Source organism: Bradyrhizobium denitrificans (genome assembly GCF_013179005.1).
In the GTDB taxonomy this organism is placed as follows: Bacteria; Pseudomonadota; Alphaproteobacteria; order Rhizobiales; family Xanthobacteraceae; genus Bradyrhizobium; species Bradyrhizobium denitrificans.
This window is the reverse complement of record NZ_JABFDP010000034.1, coordinates 38140-53644: the sequence shown is the minus strand read 5'-3', so window position 1 is coordinate 53644 and position 15505 is coordinate 38140. Positions and strand designations below refer to the sequence as shown.

At 60.9% G+C, this 15505-nt stretch carries 14 protein-coding genes and 1 pseudogene; 12 read left to right on the top strand and 3 right to left on the bottom strand.

Translation table 11 applies throughout. The features are described from left to right. Window positions 1-13: 13 nt before the first annotated feature. The 3 genes from trbG to HL671_RS31280 are packed head-to-tail and all read left to right on the top strand — an operon-like array spanning window position 14 to window position 2415. Entirely contained in the window at window positions 14-961 is a 948-nt protein-coding gene (trbG, locus tag HL671_RS31290; protein ID WP_374050122.1) for a P-type conjugative transfer protein TrbG, read from the top strand. Further along, entirely contained in the window at window positions 958-2163 is a 1206-nt protein-coding gene (locus HL671_RS31285) for a TraB/TrbI/VirB10 family type IV secretion system protein (RefSeq protein WP_172241796.1), read from the top strand. The genes trbG and HL671_RS31285 overlap by 4 nt, the downstream gene beginning before the upstream one ends. A gap of 12 nt (window positions 2164-2175) precedes the next feature. After that, the gene (locus HL671_RS31280; protein ID WP_172241793.1) at window positions 2176-2415 is read left to right on the top strand and encodes a DUF2274 domain-containing protein; all 240 of its coding nucleotides are present in this window, start codon (window positions 2176-2178) and stop codon (window positions 2413-2415) included. A gap of 151 nt (window positions 2416-2566) precedes the next feature. Here HL671_RS31280 and HL671_RS31275 read toward each other — a convergent pair whose 3' ends face one another. From HL671_RS31275 to HL671_RS38590, 3 genes are all read right to left on the bottom strand, one after another. After that, window positions 2567-5455 carry an ATP-binding protein gene (locus HL671_RS31275; RefSeq protein ID WP_172241790.1) on the bottom strand — a complete coding sequence of 963 codons (2889 nt, stop codon included), beginning with the start codon at window positions 5453-5455 and terminating at the stop codon, window positions 2567-2569. Beyond that, on the bottom strand, window positions 5452-5853 hold the full coding sequence (locus HL671_RS31270; protein ID WP_172241787.1) for a hypothetical protein: 402 nt from the start codon (window positions 5851-5853) through the stop codon (window positions 5452-5454). The genes HL671_RS31275 and HL671_RS31270 overlap by 4 nt, the downstream gene beginning before the upstream one ends. A 372-nt stretch (window positions 5854-6225) precedes the next feature. Next, on the bottom strand, window positions 6226-6552 hold the full coding sequence (locus tag HL671_RS38590) for a hypothetical protein (protein WP_246579759.1): 327 nt from the start codon (window positions 6550-6552) through the stop codon (window positions 6226-6228). A gap of 1 nt (window position 6553) precedes the next feature. On the opposite strand from HL671_RS38590, the gene HL671_RS38585 reads away from it, so the two are divergent. The 9 genes and pseudogenes from HL671_RS38585 to HL671_RS39025 form a co-directional block, all read left to right on the top strand. Continuing rightward, entirely contained in the window at window positions 6554-6982 is a 429-nt protein-coding gene (locus tag HL671_RS38585; RefSeq protein ID WP_246579760.1) for a helix-turn-helix domain-containing protein, read from the top strand. A gap of 106 nt (window positions 6983-7088) precedes the next feature. Continuing rightward, entirely contained in the window at window positions 7089-7766 is a 678-nt protein-coding gene (locus tag HL671_RS31260; protein WP_172241784.1) for a type 1 glutamine amidotransferase domain-containing protein, read from the top strand. Between the two features lie 47 nt (window positions 7767-7813). Next, on the top strand, window positions 7814-8104 hold the full coding sequence (locus HL671_RS31255) for a putative quinol monooxygenase (RefSeq protein ID WP_172241781.1): 291 nt from the start codon (window positions 7814-7816) through the stop codon (window positions 8102-8104). A 199-nt stretch (window positions 8105-8303) separates the two neighbouring features. Then, complete coding sequence (locus tag HL671_RS31250; protein WP_172241778.1) at window positions 8304-9296, top strand: alpha/beta fold hydrolase; 993 nt, start codon at window positions 8304-8306, stop codon at window positions 9294-9296. A 111-nt stretch (window positions 9297-9407) separates the two neighbouring features. After that, entirely contained in the window at window positions 9408-10118 is a 711-nt protein-coding gene (locus HL671_RS31245) for an alpha/beta fold hydrolase (protein ID WP_172241908.1), read from the top strand. Between the two features lie 262 nt (window positions 10119-10380). Continuing rightward, window positions 10381-11559, top strand: coding sequence for an efflux RND transporter periplasmic adaptor subunit (locus HL671_RS31240; RefSeq protein ID WP_172241775.1), 1179 nt, complete (start codon window positions 10381-10383; stop codon window positions 11557-11559). Further along, window positions 11556-14723 carry an efflux RND transporter permease subunit gene (locus tag HL671_RS31235; RefSeq protein WP_172241772.1) on the top strand — a complete coding sequence of 1056 codons (3168 nt, stop codon included), beginning with the start codon at window positions 11556-11558 and terminating at the stop codon, window positions 14721-14723. Before HL671_RS31240 ends, HL671_RS31235 begins: the two co-directional genes overlap by 4 nt. A 441-nt stretch (window positions 14724-15164) precedes the next feature. Further along, complete coding sequence (locus tag HL671_RS39030; protein ID WP_307769056.1) at window positions 15165-15302, top strand: hypothetical protein; 138 nt, start codon at window positions 15165-15167, stop codon at window positions 15300-15302. 36 nt (window positions 15303-15338) lie between these two features. Further along, a pseudogene (locus HL671_RS39025) lies at window positions 15339-15497 on the top strand (helix-turn-helix domain-containing protein); the annotation flags it as partial. Between the last annotated feature and the right edge of the window lie 8 nt (window positions 15498-15505).

The following is a 15505-nucleotide window of genomic DNA, read 5'->3' as shown; positions in this document are numbered from 1 at the left end:
GCCGTTTGCCTCGATGTGGCGCGCGCGATGGATGGCTGCTGTTGCGACCGTGGCTTCGCTCGGTGGCTGCGCGACGACGACACCGCCGAAGATCAGCTACGACAGCGATGTGCCACCGTTGCCGGCCCCGCCCACCGTCGTCGACGACAAGCCGCGGCCGCTGCATTTGCCGCCGGCGTGGAAGGTCTCGCTAGGCGGCAAAGCGGGAGCGAAGGAGGAGGCGGAACCGCTCGACCGAGTCGAGATGGCCAACAGTGCGGCGCGTGTGGAGCCGCGGAAGCGAGGGTATTTCAACGCGGCGCAGATCTATGCCTATAGCCCAGGCGCGCTTTATCAGGTTTATGTATCACCCGGGCAGATCACCGACATCATGCTCGAGGAGGGCGAGCAGCTCACGGGATCCGGCCCGGTCTCGGCTGGCGACACGGTTCGCTGGGTTGTCGGCGACACCGAGAGCGGCTCTGGTGAGACGCGCCGTGTCCACATCCTGGTCAAGCCGACGCGGCCGGCAGTCGAAACCAATCTCGTGGTCAACACCGACCGGCGGACCTATCTGATCGAGCTGCGGTCGCGAGAGAAGCCGTATATGCCGGCCGTCGCGTGGTACTATCCACAGAACGCCGAGACCCGAGCCCGGCAGGTGGCGTTGACGCCGGAGTTGCCGGATGCGTCCCAGCGCCGCTTTCGGTATCGGATCGAGGGCGACGATCCGCCGTGGCGGCCGGTCAAGGCCTACGACGACGGCCGCAAAGTCTATATCGAGTTCGCCCGCGGCATCGTGCAAGGCGAGCTTCCGCCGTTGTTCGTCGTCGGTCCAGACGGTTCTCCTGAAATCGTCAACTACCGGACCTTCCGGAACGTGATCATCGTGGATCGTCTGTTCGCCGCCGCCGAGCTGCGTCTCGGCGGCGAGCAGCAACAGAAGGTCAGGATCGTCAGGACCGATGGAGCGCCGTTGTGACTAGTCATGACGATATTCCATCTGCTCCCGGCGAGCGTGCCGCGGATGCGTCGGCAGGTCAGCGCACCAAGGATCTGCGGCTGAAGGGCGACCTGCCGCCGATCACGCGATTGTCGCGCAAAGTCCTGGCTGGTGGCAGTGCTCTCGCGTTGTTCGTGATCGGTGGGACCTTCATTTGGGCCCTTCAAGCCAACAAGCCTCGTAAGACAGGCTCCGAAGAGCTTTACAGCACCGATCATCATGACGTCGCCGACGGCGTTTCCGCGCTGCCGCGCGACTATGCCAGTCTGCCGAAGGATGTCCCGGCGCTTGGCCCGCCGCTGCCGGGCGATCTCGGCCGTCCTATTCTCGCAGCCCAAGGGCAAGCACCCGCATCCCTTCCGGATCAGGACCAGCAACGGCTCGAACAGGAAAGCGAGGCTGCGCGGGTCAGCCGGCTCTTCGCCACGACCAACGCGCGCGAGACGTCGCCCCCTACGGTTGCGGGCCAGGCCGGCGATCGTGGGAGTCTTCTGACGTCAGCCGATGATCCGTTTGCGCAGAATGGCCAGGAGCGAAAGCTGGCCTTCGTGAATGCGCCGGTTGACCGACGAACAACGAGTCCAGACCGCGTCACGCGGCCTGCATCTCCCTATGTAGTGCAGGCGGGCACGGTGATTCCGGGAGCTTTGATCACGGGGATACGTTCCGACCTGCCGGGACAGATCACGGCGCAAGTGACCGAAAACGTCTTCGATACGCCCTCGGGGCGATTCCTGCTGGTGCCTCAGGGAGCCCGGCTGATCGGAGTCTACGATAGCCAGGTGACAACAGGGCAGTCCCGCGTGCTTCTGGTCTGGACCCGTCTGATCATGCCGAACGGCCGCTCGATCGTGCTCGAACGGCAAACGGGCGCGGATACCGGCGGTTACTCGGGGCTCTCGGACGAGGTCGACAGCCATTGGAAACAGATTGCCGGGGCAGCGCTGCTATCGACCTTGCTCTCGGTCGGCAGCGAAGTGAATGCCGGCGTCAATACGAACACCAACAACGCCACGATCATCCAGGCGCTGCGCCAGGGGGTTGGCAGCGCCACGAGCCAAGCCGGACAGCAAATTGTGCGTCAGCAGTCGAATGTCCAGCCGACCTTGACGGTCAGGCCGGGGTTTCCGATGCGTGTGATCGTCAATCGCGATCTCGTGCTCGAGCCGTATCGAGGATAGAGGAGGCTCTAGGTGAAGCTCAAGATCGCAGCCTTGCCTGACGACAAGCCAGTCAAGCTCACGCTCGAACTGCCAGCCGCGATTCACCGGGATCTGCGAACCTATGCCGAGCTGATTGAACCCGACGCGGGGCAGCACGCCGAGAGTCAGGCTCGACTGATCATCGTCATGGTGAAGCGCTTTATGGAGTCTGATCGAGTCTTCACGAAAGCAAAGAAGGGACGCGCACAGGATCGTCCGCCAAAGCGCTGATCATGCGTTATTGCCGAACTCGCTGTCATGTGTAATGCAAATCACGCCTGTGCCATCGGACAAACGCTCGGAACCCGCAACCAAAAGAATTTGTTTGGTGCAAATTGAGTGAAATGTCAGTTAGATCAGCTCTCCATGTCAGACTTGTTTTTTATGAGGCCCTGCCGCTGGTTCTCTCCTCTATCTCCGCTAAGAACCTGGAGGCACGGACGAGGTCTTGCGTACCAAACCCTTCAGTAAACTCCCCTAAAATCGGAGCGAGCAATTGGACTGCGCTGTTTTCGCGGTCTGTCGCCGTCCAATGAGCCGCGAGGTCAGTGGCGGTCCGAAGCGCGAAAGTCAATGCGCCGATCGCGCGGGCGTCGGCAAGCGCCTGTTTGAACAGCTTTTCAGCGCGGACAGTTTCGCCTGCGTGAAGAAGGATCGATGCATTGACACGGAGGAGTTCCGCACGGCACCAGCGTTCGCCTTGGCGTTCCTGATAATCGATCGCTCGCGTAATGGCGTCTCGCGCGTCCGCGACCCGTCCCTGCCGCAGGTAGGCGCGAGCGAGGAAAGCCAGATAGCTGCCGATCCGCATCAAGAAGCGGCATTCTATCAGTTCGTCGATCGCATCCCGAATATCCTCCACCGCCCGCCGATCGCCGCGCAGATTGCGCAGGCAGGCGGAGAAATAGCGCTCGACTGAAACCCAACGGGAGATGCGCTCTCGTTCCAGGTTACGACGCAAACGTTCTGTGAAGAACGCGAGCGCGTCAAGATCGCCAATTTCAAGCGAGATGGGAAGAGCGGCCAGCCCAAGTGCGTTCGACTGTGACACCCAATGGCCCCCGCGGTCTGCAGCATCGACGGCATCGCGGGCCAGCTTGGCGGCGTAGTCGGCCTGCCCCTGCATCCACGCGACGAAGGGCAGGTTGAAGCGGACGGTGATGAAGCGGTAGACCTCATTTGCGTCTTTGCGCGAACGTCCCTGGGCCAGCGAATGGGTTGACGCAAGACGATCGAGAACTGGGCGGCTTTTGCCCAATTCGCCTGCGAAGGCGTTGGCCCAGGCCAAGGCCCTGTCGGCTTCGGATGTGGCCGTTGAATCGCGGTCGCGGCCGGCCAGCGAGGTGGCCTGCTCAAGATAGGTTATGGCACGTGCGATTTCTCCGATCTGGAGCAGGTAGAACGCGAAACCCACCAGCGCGCGCTGCTGATAATCGACGTTGCCGGCGCGTGTCGCGAATGCGATGGCATCAAGCCAAGCGACCTCGTTCTCATTCGAGCTCTTGCGGGCGTAGAACAGGCTCCAGCCGAGGGCACAGGCAAGCTTTGCTTTTGACAGATCGTCGCATGGGACGCGTTTGGCCAAGGCGAGTGCGACCTCCAGCCGAGCCTGCGCCTCCGACAGGATGGAGGTTTCCGACCAGAGAGTGATAGCCGCAACCGCAAGCCTGATGCCGAGCATGGGATCGCCTTGCTCGCCGAGCGACCACGATAATGCGCTTCTCAGATCTGCAATGCGGCCGAGGTAGCGCTCGGTCCAATCGGCCGGCTCGCGCCAATTCCACTCCTCCTCGGACTGCTCGAACAGCGCGATCATACGTTCCGCATGCCGGCGCATCGCCAAGCCGCACGCCGGGTCGCCTCGACACCGCTCGGCAGCGTAGCGGCGGGTACTGTCGAGCAGCCGGTAGCGCAGGCTTGCGCCCCGGGCCTGCGCGCTCAACAGTGATTTGGCGACGAGACTCCCGAGTGCGGTCACAACATCGATTGGGGTGAGTCCTGCCGCTTCTGCCACGAAGACCGCATCATCGTGCTCGAACCCGTCACTGAATACGGACAGTACGGCGAAGAGCCTGGCTTCTCTCTGCGAGAGCAGCCGGTAGCTCCAGTCAATGGTCGCCATCAGCGTTTCATGGCGCGGCAACGAGGCGGCGATGCCGGCTGCGGTGAAACCGAGCTTCTGATCGAGATTGGCCAATAGCTCCCGCGGAGTAAATCTGCCGATTTGGGCTGCAGCCAATTCGATGGCCAACGGAAGTCCGTCCAACGAATGGCAGATCGCGGCTATTGTATTGCAATCTTCGTCGACGAACTCGTAATCCGACCATTCGGTGGCGCGTCGGACGAACAACTCCACCGCCGGGAATCTCACAGCCTGATCGACCGACAGTCCAAGACAGAAGCTGGGAAATGAGAGAGAGCCAAGCCGAACGACATGCTCAATCGTGGTGCCGAGCGGTTCGCGGCTCGTAGCAAGCAGCCTCGATGGCGATGTGTCCGTCATGAACTTGCTGGCAAAGATCGTGGCGGCGGGCAGCACATGCTCGCAATTGTCGAGAATGAGCAGCATTTGCCGCGGCCTCAGAAAGTCGAGGACAGCAGCCAGACCAATGTCCGTATTGCCTCGGATACCGAGCGCCGTCACCAGTGCCGCGCCGAACAGGGTTGGATCGGAGATTGTCGCGAGATCGACAAAGCAGACGCCGTCGCGATATCTTGAAGCGTACGCCTGAGCGACGGCTAAGGCGACGGTTGTCTTTCCGATCCCTCCAGCGCCAGCCAGGGTTACGTGTCTGTCCTCGGCGAGTAGATCGGCGATGGCGGTGATATCGGCTTTCCGGCCCACGATGCCGCGCGGCAATGGCGGCTGCGTAAGCGGGGGCGGATCGGCCGGCGTAGGCTCCTCCTCGATATTGCCGATCCCGACCCGGACATCGGCGATGAATTTGTACCCGCGCCGTGCGACGGTCGCGATGTAGATTGGCTCGATCTGGGTGTCTCCCAGCGAGCGCCGCAAGCTCCACATATTGACCTTAAGATTGCTGTCATGAACGAACGTGCCCGGCCAAGCGGCAGCCGTCAGTTCGTTCTTGCTGACGAGTTCGCCTCGGCGCTGCACCAGAAGCCGCAACAGCTCGAAGGCGCGTCCGCCGAGTTTGACGGGACGCTCGTCCAGGAGAAGCAGCTGACGGCCGGGGACCAGTCGAAAAGGACCGAAGCTGAACGTCAGCTCCTGTCGAGGTGCGCCCCGTTTCTTTATGGCGGTCCTCATTGAGCAAAGCCAATCGGTCGAACAGATCCACTGGTAATATCATGACCTGCAAAGTTGTTAAAGCGAACCATTTGCAATCGCATGAGTGCAGCGCAAAACCTTTCGTACGACGCCGATTTGGCTACTTTTTGCGCATGCGTCGAACCGCCGTGCTTATCGGCCCGATGGCGCGAGCGCAGCAGTCGGCGCGCGCGATCCTCGGGGATACCTGGGCCGATCGCTCCGGAAATGACCGTTGCCGCTACCTTGGTCGCCTGCGCGAACAGCAGATCCGCCATCCTGGCAGCGAATGAAAACGTAAGCGCTTCATAGCTGGCCCTGAACCTTCGAAATTGCCGTTTGCCAAGCCGGCTAGCGCGCGTGATGAGTTGGGATATTTTTAGTTCCTGCGCGACCATGACCGCAGCTTACTCATCTGCGATGAGGGTGCGAGTGCAATCTGTTGCTCGCCTTTAACCACTTTTAACCGCGCCACGTCTGGACTTGGCTGTCGCTCCTTGTGAGAATTTGAGTGTCGGCGTGGCAGCGGCCCGGGGCTGCACTCATTCACCGGGCGGAATGATCGCCCTCTTGCCATAGGAGGCCGAAAATCACCGCAACTTGCGGAGGTCATGATGGCACTCGTGACTCACGGAGATCAGAACTACCAGAACAGCAAGAAACTCGCAGCTGGCAACGACTGGCCAGGGCTGAGCATAGAATATCGCAGGTCTGAAGCAGGATGCCAGGCGACGCCGGTTGTGATCTGCACCGAGCTGACGATGTTGCTGTCAGGCGGCGTGATGCTGTGTCGCACCGGCAACGGTGAAATCCAGAAGAGCCTGGCGCGGCTTGGCATGAGCTACCTCGTTCCAGTCGGGACGTAGGAAAGTCATCTTGAGCACTCGGACCGGATGGAGTGTCTTCATCTCCACCTCCCGCCGACGCTCCTGGACCAGAGCGCTCTTGCGGATTTCAACATCGATCCGGCCAAGATCGAGATTGCCTACGCTCACGGTCTGACCGACCGGGTGCCCTTCCACATCTGCTCGCCGCTTCGGGATCTGCTCTATCGCCGACGCCAGTCGACCGACGCGCTGTTCGTGGAAGGAATTCAAGTTGCGCTCGCGGCGCATCTTCTGGGCAACTATACAATCGATCGCTGGCCTTGGCCCGACGAGTCTCCGTCGCTCGATCCAAGGCGGCTGCAGCGGGGTAATCGACTATATCGAGACGTCTCTGGGAGACGAAGTCAGACTCGACGATCTGGCAGCTCAGGCCTGTCTCAGCCCCTATCATTTCTGCCGGCTGTTTCGCGAAGCGACTGGATTGTCACCGCACCGATACGTAACGGATCGGCGTATTCAGGCCGCACGGCATGACCTCGCGCGACGGATCTCCTTGGTTGGAAATCGCCTTGAATTCGGCTTTGGCTCGCAAGCAACGTCGCGCGCGTCTTCCGCAAGGCTGCAAACCTCACTCCTGGGCACTATCGAGAATTATGCTGCGGCGAGATCGAGGCAAAGCCGGCGGGTCCGATCCGAGTGACCGCAGTTATTGCGTATGATTCCGCAGGATTCGCAAATACGGCTTTGGCGACCGGCGATAATGTCGTTGCGCATCTGTCTTTGCGGAGCAGTCCAGGAAGCCAATCATGACCCAACACGTCCTGTTTATCGTCAGCAACGCAGCAGTGATCGGCCCGCAGAATCGCAAGACGGGCTTCTTTTTCGCCGAGGTTGCGCATCCGTTCGATGTTCTCGACAGGGCAGGCATCGCGGTCGAGTTCGCTTCCCTAAGAGGGGGATGGACGCCTTACGATGCCTATGACGAGCAAGATCCTGCGCAGAAAGCCTTCCTGGAAAGCAAGGCTTTTCGCCGCCTCAATCGCAGCCGGAAGCTGGCCGAGGTGGACGCCGCGGACTTTGATGCCATCCTCGTACCAGGCGGTCTTGGACCGATGGTCGATATCCAGCGAAACCATATCGTTCAAGATGCAGTCGTGCGCGCGTGGAGCACGGGAAAATTCGTGACCGCCGTCTGCCACGGTCCGTGCGCGCTTCTCGGTGTCGACCTTGGGGACGGCAAGCCGTTCGTGCAGGGAAGGAAGCTGACATCGTTCTCGAAGAAGGAAGAGTACGATTACGCACGTGAAGATGTTCCGTACGAGCTTGAAGATGCTCTGCGGGCGGAGGGGGCTGAATATACGTCTGCAGCAAACTGGCAGCCGCACGTCGTCGTCGATGGACGCCTGATCACCGGGCAAAATCCCGCATCGGCCGGGCCCCTGGCGAAGGAGCTGCTGGCGGCGCTCAGAAGCAGGCAAGCTTAACCTGCCCGCCTCGGCGGGTCGCAGTCACAAAGAAAGTCGGTTGAACAATGCCGTCAAAGATTACTGCCATTCTGGTCGCCCACCCCGGCAAGAGTCTCGAGCTTAGAGAATTGCTTGTCAGTATGGCGCCACATTGCAGGGCAGAGCCCGGCAATCTGCGTTGGGACATCTGGCGCGACAGTGTGGACGATCATCGTTACGTCCTTGACGAGCTCTATCGAGATGGCGCCGCAGTCGAAGCGCATCGCGCGTCGCAGCATTATCAGGCCTACTTGGCCAAGGTTCCCACTCTGGCCGAACGTACGGCAATCGTCGCGGAAGTCGTGGACGTACGATGATCTCTTTTAGCAGATATTTGCGACGTCGCTTGCCGAGCATGAGTTGCGACAACTCGGCGACTGCCGGCCGGAGATATCACGCAACCAATCTCGCTTCTTTCGCGGATTGCGCAATCAACGGATCAACAGATTCGCCAAGTGATGCCGATCGTATCTGACTATTGCGGAATGAATCGGTTGTACGGCCGAAGGAGCTGCCATGCGTCTTTCTTTCGCGACTGTCATTGCCCTGACGATTGCAGGCGCATCTCCATCGTTCGGAGAGCCCGCGGGGGTGCCCGCTCATGACTGTAATCTGCCAACTGTGGCCTGCGGCGCGGGCGCTTCGACGGTTCATTACCGCGCGGCCGCGATCAACGGCGTGAATATGTTCTACCGGGAGGCTGGGCCAGTCGACGGACCCGTCGTTCTCCTTCTGCACGGCTTTCCAACGTCATCCCATATGTTCCGCAATTTGATCCCGAAGCTGGCTCACACCTATCATGTCATTGCGCCGGATTATCCCGGCTTCGGGGAGAGCGACGCGCCCGACCGCAGTCGGTTTTCCTATTCGTTCGCGAACTATGCCGAGATGATCGACGTGTTGCTCGATAAACTCGGCGCTAGCCACTACGCCATGTACGTCATGGATTACGGCGCCCCGGTCGGCTATCGCCTCGCCCTCAAGCATCCGGAGCGAGTAACTGGCCTCATCATCCAGAACGGAAATGCCTATGAAGAAGGACTGGGAGAGGCCTGGGACCCGATCAAGGCGTATTGGAAAGAAGTAACGGAAGAGCGAAGAAATGCGCTTTCATTCCTCGTCTCGCACCAGTCGACGAAGTTTCTGTACACCGATGGCGTGCGCGATCTGACGCGCATCAGTCCCGACAACTGGGTCCACGACCAGGCACTGCTGGATCGTCCAGGCAACAAGGATATTCAGCTCGACCTGCTGTACGACCACGCGACCAACGTCCCGCTTTACCCGGCCTTCCAGGCGTTTTTCCGCGAACGTCAACCACCCGCTCTGATCCTCTGGGGCAAGAACGACAAGGTCTTCGCTGAAGCAGGCGCGCATGCGTATCTGCGCGATTTGCCGGCAGCCGCGTTGCACATCCTCGACTCCGGCCACTTCGCACTCGAGGACCAACTCGACGTGATGGCGCCGTTGATCAACGACTTTCTCGACCGAATTAACGACCGCCACTGATGCAAGACGTTCGCACGGAGCCGAAGCTGGCTGACTGGTCATGCCGGCCACAACACGAAAGGAATTCAGATGAAGTACCTCGCACCTTTGCTGGCGCTCTCCGCGCTTGCCATGACGTCGACCTCCTCGGGAGCTCAGCCGCAGAAAACGACATCCGTCGTCCTCGTCCACGGAGCGTTCGTCGACGGCTCTGGCTGGCAAGCGGTATACGATATTCTCAAGAAGGACGGCTACGAAGTGTTGGTGGTCCAGAATCCGACCATCACACTCGAAGGTGACGTGGCCGCGACCGAAGCTGTGATCGCAACAGCCAAATATCCTGTCGTGCTGGTGGGACACTCTTATGGCGGCATGGTGATCACGCAAGCTGGCGAGAATCCGAAGGTCAAAAGCTTAGCGTACCTCGCAGCTTTTGCGCCGGACACTGGCGAATCTGCCGCATCGCTCAATGCATGGCCAGCAGAGCCCGGCGAGGCGAAGGCGCCCCTGCTGCCTCCGGAGAACGGCTATCTCCTGGTCGATCCCGCGAAGTTTCCGACGTCCTTTGCGGCGGATTCCCCCGTGGCGCTCACCGAGTTCATGGCGGTCGCGCAAGTGCCCTGGGGACTGCAGGCCGTTGAAGCGAAGGTCACGAAGGTGGGCTGGAAGACGAAGCCAAGCGTCTTCCTGATCCCGTCGAACGACCGCATGATAACCCCGAGCTCGCAAAGAAAGATGGCCAAGCGAAGCGGTGCGCGTGTGGAAGAGATCAGCAGCAGCCATGCAGTGATGCTGTCTCATCCGCGGGAGGTCGCCGCGTTCATCGAGTCTGCCGACCGATAATCGAGGCGGAATACAATATATTTCGGTGCGACCCGCAGCGACTTCTGCTGCGGGTCGTGGTTTGCGGGTACACGCAGCTAAACCGTCAAGCGAATGAAACGATCTCTGGACGACGGCCTTGCTGGATCGAGCTCGCGAAGCGAGTTCCCGACTTCAGGAGCGCTGTCGCTGTATTGAAAGGGCTACCGTGGAGCTGATTGTAGCGATATGCTGCAATGATGACGTGGAGGGGCAGCTGTTGGGCGGTTCACCGGGGAAAGTGATGAGCGCGAGTAGCAACGGCCTTTGTCCATTGCTCAGGGGCACCTTATTCTTTGTCGTCGCCTCCTCCGTCGTGTTGCTTGCTAGCTGCGACAAACCGCCTGAGCAGGCGGCGGCACCTCCGCCCCCGCCGGTGACGGTGGCTCAGCCGACGAAACGGATGGTCACGGATTGGGACGAATTTACGGGCCGCTTCGACGCAGTGGAACAGGTGCAGATCCGCGCCCGTGTGACCGGTTTTGTGACCAAAGTGGCATTCAAGGACGGCGCTATCGTTAACGTCGGCGACCTGCTCTACGAAATCGATCCGCGCCAGTATCAGGCCGCAGCCGAGCAGGCGCAAGGTCAATTGGCCGACGCCAAGGCGAAGGTGGAACTCGCACAACGCGAGCTCGAGCGCGCTACGACCTTGATTCGGACACAGGCCATCTCGGAAAACATCGTTGATCAGCGCAAGCAGTCGTTGGCTGCGGCCGAGGCGGCGACATTGCAGGCGGAAGGCGCGCTGAAACGCGCTGAACTGGATGTCGAATTCACCAAGGTGACGGCTCCGATTGCGGGGCGGATCAGCCGTCATCTGGTGACCGTCGGAAATCTGGTGCAAGGGTCCGAAAGCGGTGCGACCTTGCTCACCTCGATCGTATCGATGAATCCAATCCACGTCTATTTCGATATGGATGAATCGATCTATCAGCGGAACAGCAGGCTTTGGTTCGAGGGCAAGCGACCAAGCTCTCGCGATACGCCCAATCCTGTACAGATCATCATGGCGGGCGAAACTAAACCGTCCCGCGCGGGCAAGGTGGACTTTCTGGACAACCGTCTGGACGTCGGCACCGGTACACTCCGCGGGCGTGCTCTGGTTGACAACGACGATCTGTCGATCCTGCCCGGTCAATTCGCGCGGGTCCGTGTCCTCGGCAGCGCGCCCTATGAGGCACTGTTGTTGCCGGACGCCGCCATCGGCACCGATCAGTCGCGCAAGATCGTTTATGTGGTCAAGGATGATGACCTCGTCGAGGCCAAGCCGGTGACGCTCGGCGCGCTCGATGACGGGCTGCGCGTTATCAAGCAGGGCCTGAGGCCCGAGGACCGGATCATCATCGACGGGCTTCAACGTGCCCGCGTGGGCGCCAAGGTGGCGCCGCATGCGGCCAAGGTGGGCGACGCCAAGCCATGAACTTAGGGCGCCTGTCCATTAACCAGCCGATCCTGGCCATGGTCTTGTCGATCGTGCTGCTGATTGTGGGCGTGATCGCTTATCAGACCTTGCCGGTCGCGGAATATCCGCAGGTGGCACCACCGACTGTCGTGGTCACAGCGCAATATCCCGGCGCATCGGCGCAGACCGTCTCGGACACGGTGGCAACGCCGATTGAGCAGGAGATCAACGGCGTCGAGGACATGCTGTATCTTTACAGCCAGGCCACCTCGAACGGCCAATTGACCGTCACGGTAACCTTCAAGCTCGGAACCGACCTCGATAAGGCCCAGGTGCTGGTGCAAAACCGCGTCGCCATCGCGCAGCCGCGGTTGCCGGAGGAAGTGCAGCGTACGGGCGTCGTGACTCGCAAGAACAGCCCCGACCTCTTGATGGTCGTATTCATGCTGTCACCGGACGACACTTACGATCAGTTGTATATCTCCAACTATGCGCTTCGCCAGGTGCGCGACCAGCTGCTGCGGCTTGATGGGATAGGGGACATTCAGATTTTCGCCGCGCGCGACTATTCGATGCGGCTGTGGCTCGATCCGGACAAAATCGCCAGCCTGGGAATGACGTCCAGCGATGTGTTGGGCGCCATCCGGGCGCAGAACCTGCAAATCGCCGGCGGCCAGATCGCCGAGCCGCCGATTGCCGATCGGGCGTTTCAGCCGAGCCTCACTTTTACTGGCCGGCTCAAGGATGTTGCTGAGTTCGAGGACATCGTGCTGAAGGCCGGTAACGATGGCCGCACCGTGAGATTACGTGACGTCGCCCGCGTGGAACTCGGCGCGCTTACCTCCACGACCAACGGTTTACTGCTGCGGAAACAGGCCGTGGCGCTGCTGGTGTCCCAGCGTCCAGGTTCCAATGCGCTAGCGACCGCAAGGGCGATTTCCAGCACAATGGAGCGGCTGAAGGCGGACTTCCCCAAGGGGCTTGATTACAACATAGGCTACAATCCGACCGAGTTCATCGCGCAATCGGTATCCGAGCTGATCAAGACCATTTACGAGGCGATGATCTTGGTGGTCATCGTCGTGCTGGTGTTCCTGCAGGGATGGCGACCCGCGATCATCCCGATCATCGCTATTCCAGTGTCGCTGGTTGGCACTTTCTCGGTGATGGCGGCGCTCGGCTTCTCCATCAATAATCTGACGCTGTTCGGACTCGTGCTCGCGGTCGGCATTGTGGTCGACGACGCCATCGTGGTGGTGGAGAATGTCGAGCGGCATCTCGCGGCTGGGATGCGACGGCGCGAGGCGGCGCTTCGCACGATGGAGGAGGTCGGCGGGGCATTGGTTTCGATAGCACTGGTTTTGTGCGCAGTGTTCGTACCGACGGCTTTTCTCGGCGGGATTTCCGGCCAGTTTTTTCAGCAATTCGCCATCACCATCGCGGTTGCCACCGCGATCTCATGCTTTTGTTCGCTCACGCTGTCGCCGGCTCTGGCGTCGATCATTTTGCAGCCGCATCAGGACAAGCGTTCGCCGGCAAGCTGGAATGTTGTTGCCCGTGGTTGGGGCGGGGCGACGGCTGCATTTAATCGCGGCTTTGATCGGATGTCCCAAGGCTACGGCCTGGCGGCCGCTTTCGTCATCCGGCATTCGGTGCCGATGCTCGTCATCTACATGGCGCTGATCGGTGGTGCCGGTTGGTTGCTCTACACCACGCCGCAAGGATTTATTCCGGCGCAGGACCGCGGCTACGTGATCGTCTCGGTGCAGCTGCCCGGCGCCGCTTCGCTCGCGCGCACCACCGAAGTGGTGCGCCAGATCGAGGCGATCGCGCTGGACACTCCGGGCGTCGTGCGGGTGCCGGCGTTAGCAGGGCTGTCTGGCGCGACCCGAACCCAGTCGAGCAACGCCGCCGCTCTGTTTCCAGTGTTCGACAACCCCGAAGCGCGGCTCAAGAAGGGACTGACGGCGGCCAGGATCACCGCGGAGCTGCGCAAGCGGCTGTCGGTGATCGAAAGTGCATTCATCATTGTGGTGCCACCACCCGCGGTGCCGGGCATCGGTACCGGGGGCGGCTTTGCGATGCGCATCCAGGATCGGCAAGGCCGTGGGCCCGAGATGCTGGCGGCGGCAACCGACGAACTAGTCACCGCCGCTCGGCGGGTGCCCGGCCTGACGGCCGTGTTTTCGCCTTTCACGGCCAACACTCCGCAAGTGTTCGTCGAGATCGACCGACAGAAGGCGCAGATGCTAGGGGTGCCGATCCAGAACGTCACCGATACGATCGAGACCTATTTCGGTTCGGCCTATGTCAACGACTTCAACATTCTCGGCCGCACCTATCGTGTCACCGCCCAAGCCGACCTGCCGTTCCGCAAGGATACGACTGATCTCGCTCGGCTACAGACGCGCAACAGGGCCGGCGACATGGTGCTACTTGGCAGTGTGTTGAATCTCACCGACAAGGCGGGACCGGAGCGAGTTTCTCGGTATAATTTGTATCCAGCGTCGGAAGTGCAAGGCGACACGATGCCAGGCACCAGCTCCGCGACCGCGCTCAACATCATGCGCAATCTCGCCACTCAGACGCTGCCGAGCGGCTTTTCTTTCGAATGGACCGATTTGTCGTATCAGCAGGCGACGAGCGGGAACGCGGGGCTTTTTATCTTTCCGATCTGCGTGCTGTTCGTATTTCTGGTTCTGGCGGCGCAATATGGCAGTTGGAGCCTGCCCTTCGCCGTGCTGCTGATCGTGCCGATGTGCCTGCTGGCGGCGACCGTTGGGGTACGCGTTATGGGACAGGACATCAACATCCTGACCCAAATCGGCTTCATCGTGCTGGTGGGCCTCGCCGCCAAAAATGCCATCCTTATCGTCGAATTTGCTCGCGATATCGAGCGCGAGGGCGGCGATCGACTGGAGGCGGTGATCGAGGCGTGCCGTTTGCGGCTGCGGCCTATTCTGATGACTTCGTTTGCCTTCATTCTCGGCGTCCTGCCGCTCGTCATTTCGAGTGGCTCGGGTGCCGAAATGCGACAAGCGGTCGGCGTTGCCGTCTTCTTCGGCATGATCGGTGTCACGCTGTTCGGCCTGATCTTCACGCCCATTTTTTATTTGCTGATCCGCCGGCTGTTTCCTGGCTCCGTTGCAATCGAGAGCCGCGGCCAGCACGATAGCGCATAGCTCCAGCGAGTGTGCTGCGGCCGGCGGCCGGTCGACCGTCGCCAGCGATCACCATGCGATCATCGGCGGTTATCCCTGGCTGGAGATCGAGTGCTCCCGCTGCGAGGTTGCGGCGGGACGTCGACTTGGCCACGCTGCGCCATCCGCCGACCACCCTTGGTCCACGACCAGGCTGGCCGGCTCCGGTGCAGCCGGTGCGCGAGGGCTAATCGCCGGCCGACTGCGACGGTGGTACAACTGGCCAGCGCCCCGGCCAGGCCGCTCTGCAAACCTGACAATGCGCAATCTCTACTCGATGACTAAAAACGCCGATGCCATCCGGCGGCTGTTCGAAGTGCAGCAGGAGAGCGGACTCACCGGCAACCTGCCGTCCATGCCGGACCTCTTCCCGGACTAGCCGGCGCCGGTTGCCCGCAACTCGGCCGCGGCCTGGAGCTCGCGATGCCGAGGTGGGGCACGCTTTCCTCGGCGAAGGCACGAGCGGATGCCACCAAGAAGCGGACGGAGAAGCTCCAGTCCCAGGGCAAGGCGGAGGCCTGCTTTGGCTACTACGTGAAAGGTGGCGTCATCAATCTGTGATTTGACAGTTCGTCCACATCTGTCAAATCTGACAGAATGCAGGCCAAAGCCCCTCCGCAGGACCGGATCCTTGACGCCGCCATGCTCGTGTTCCGGCGCCATGGCTTCCGCCGCTCATCGATTGAGCAGGCCGCGGAGGAAGCCGGACTGACGCGGCAAGCGCTCTATCATCACTTCGCCTCGAAGGAAGCTCTGTTTCGTGC

Coding starts and splice junctions, on each gene's coding strand:
- trbG (WP_374050122.1), top strand. CDS start 14: ATGTGGCGCGCGCGATGGATGGCTGCTGTTGCGACCGTGGCTTCGCTC.
- HL671_RS31275 (WP_172241790.1), bottom strand. CDS start 5,455: ATGAGGACCGCCATAAAGAAACGGGGCGCACCTCGACAGGAGCTGACG.
- HL671_RS31270 (WP_172241787.1), bottom strand. CDS start 5,853: ATGGTCGCGCAGGAACTAAAAATATCCCAACTCATCACGCGCGCTAGC.
- HL671_RS31260 (WP_172241784.1), top strand. CDS start 7,089: ATGACCCAACACGTCCTGTTTATCGTCAGCAACGCAGCAGTGATCGGC.
- HL671_RS31255 (WP_172241781.1), top strand. CDS start 7,814: ATGCCGTCAAAGATTACTGCCATTCTGGTCGCCCACCCCGGCAAGAGT.
- HL671_RS31250 (WP_172241778.1), top strand. CDS start 8,304: ATGCGTCTTTCTTTCGCGACTGTCATTGCCCTGACGATTGCAGGCGCA.
- HL671_RS31245 (WP_172241908.1), top strand. CDS start 9,408: ATGACGTCGACCTCCTCGGGAGCTCAGCCGCAGAAAACGACATCCGTC.
- HL671_RS31240 (WP_172241775.1), top strand. CDS start 10,381: ATGAGCGCGAGTAGCAACGGCCTTTGTCCATTGCTCAGGGGCACCTTA.
- HL671_RS31235 (WP_172241772.1), top strand. CDS start 11,556: ATGAACTTAGGGCGCCTGTCCATTAACCAGCCGATCCTGGCCATGGTC.
- HL671_RS39030 (WP_307769056.1), top strand. CDS start 15,165: ATGCCGAGGTGGGGCACGCTTTCCTCGGCGAAGGCACGAGCGGATGCC.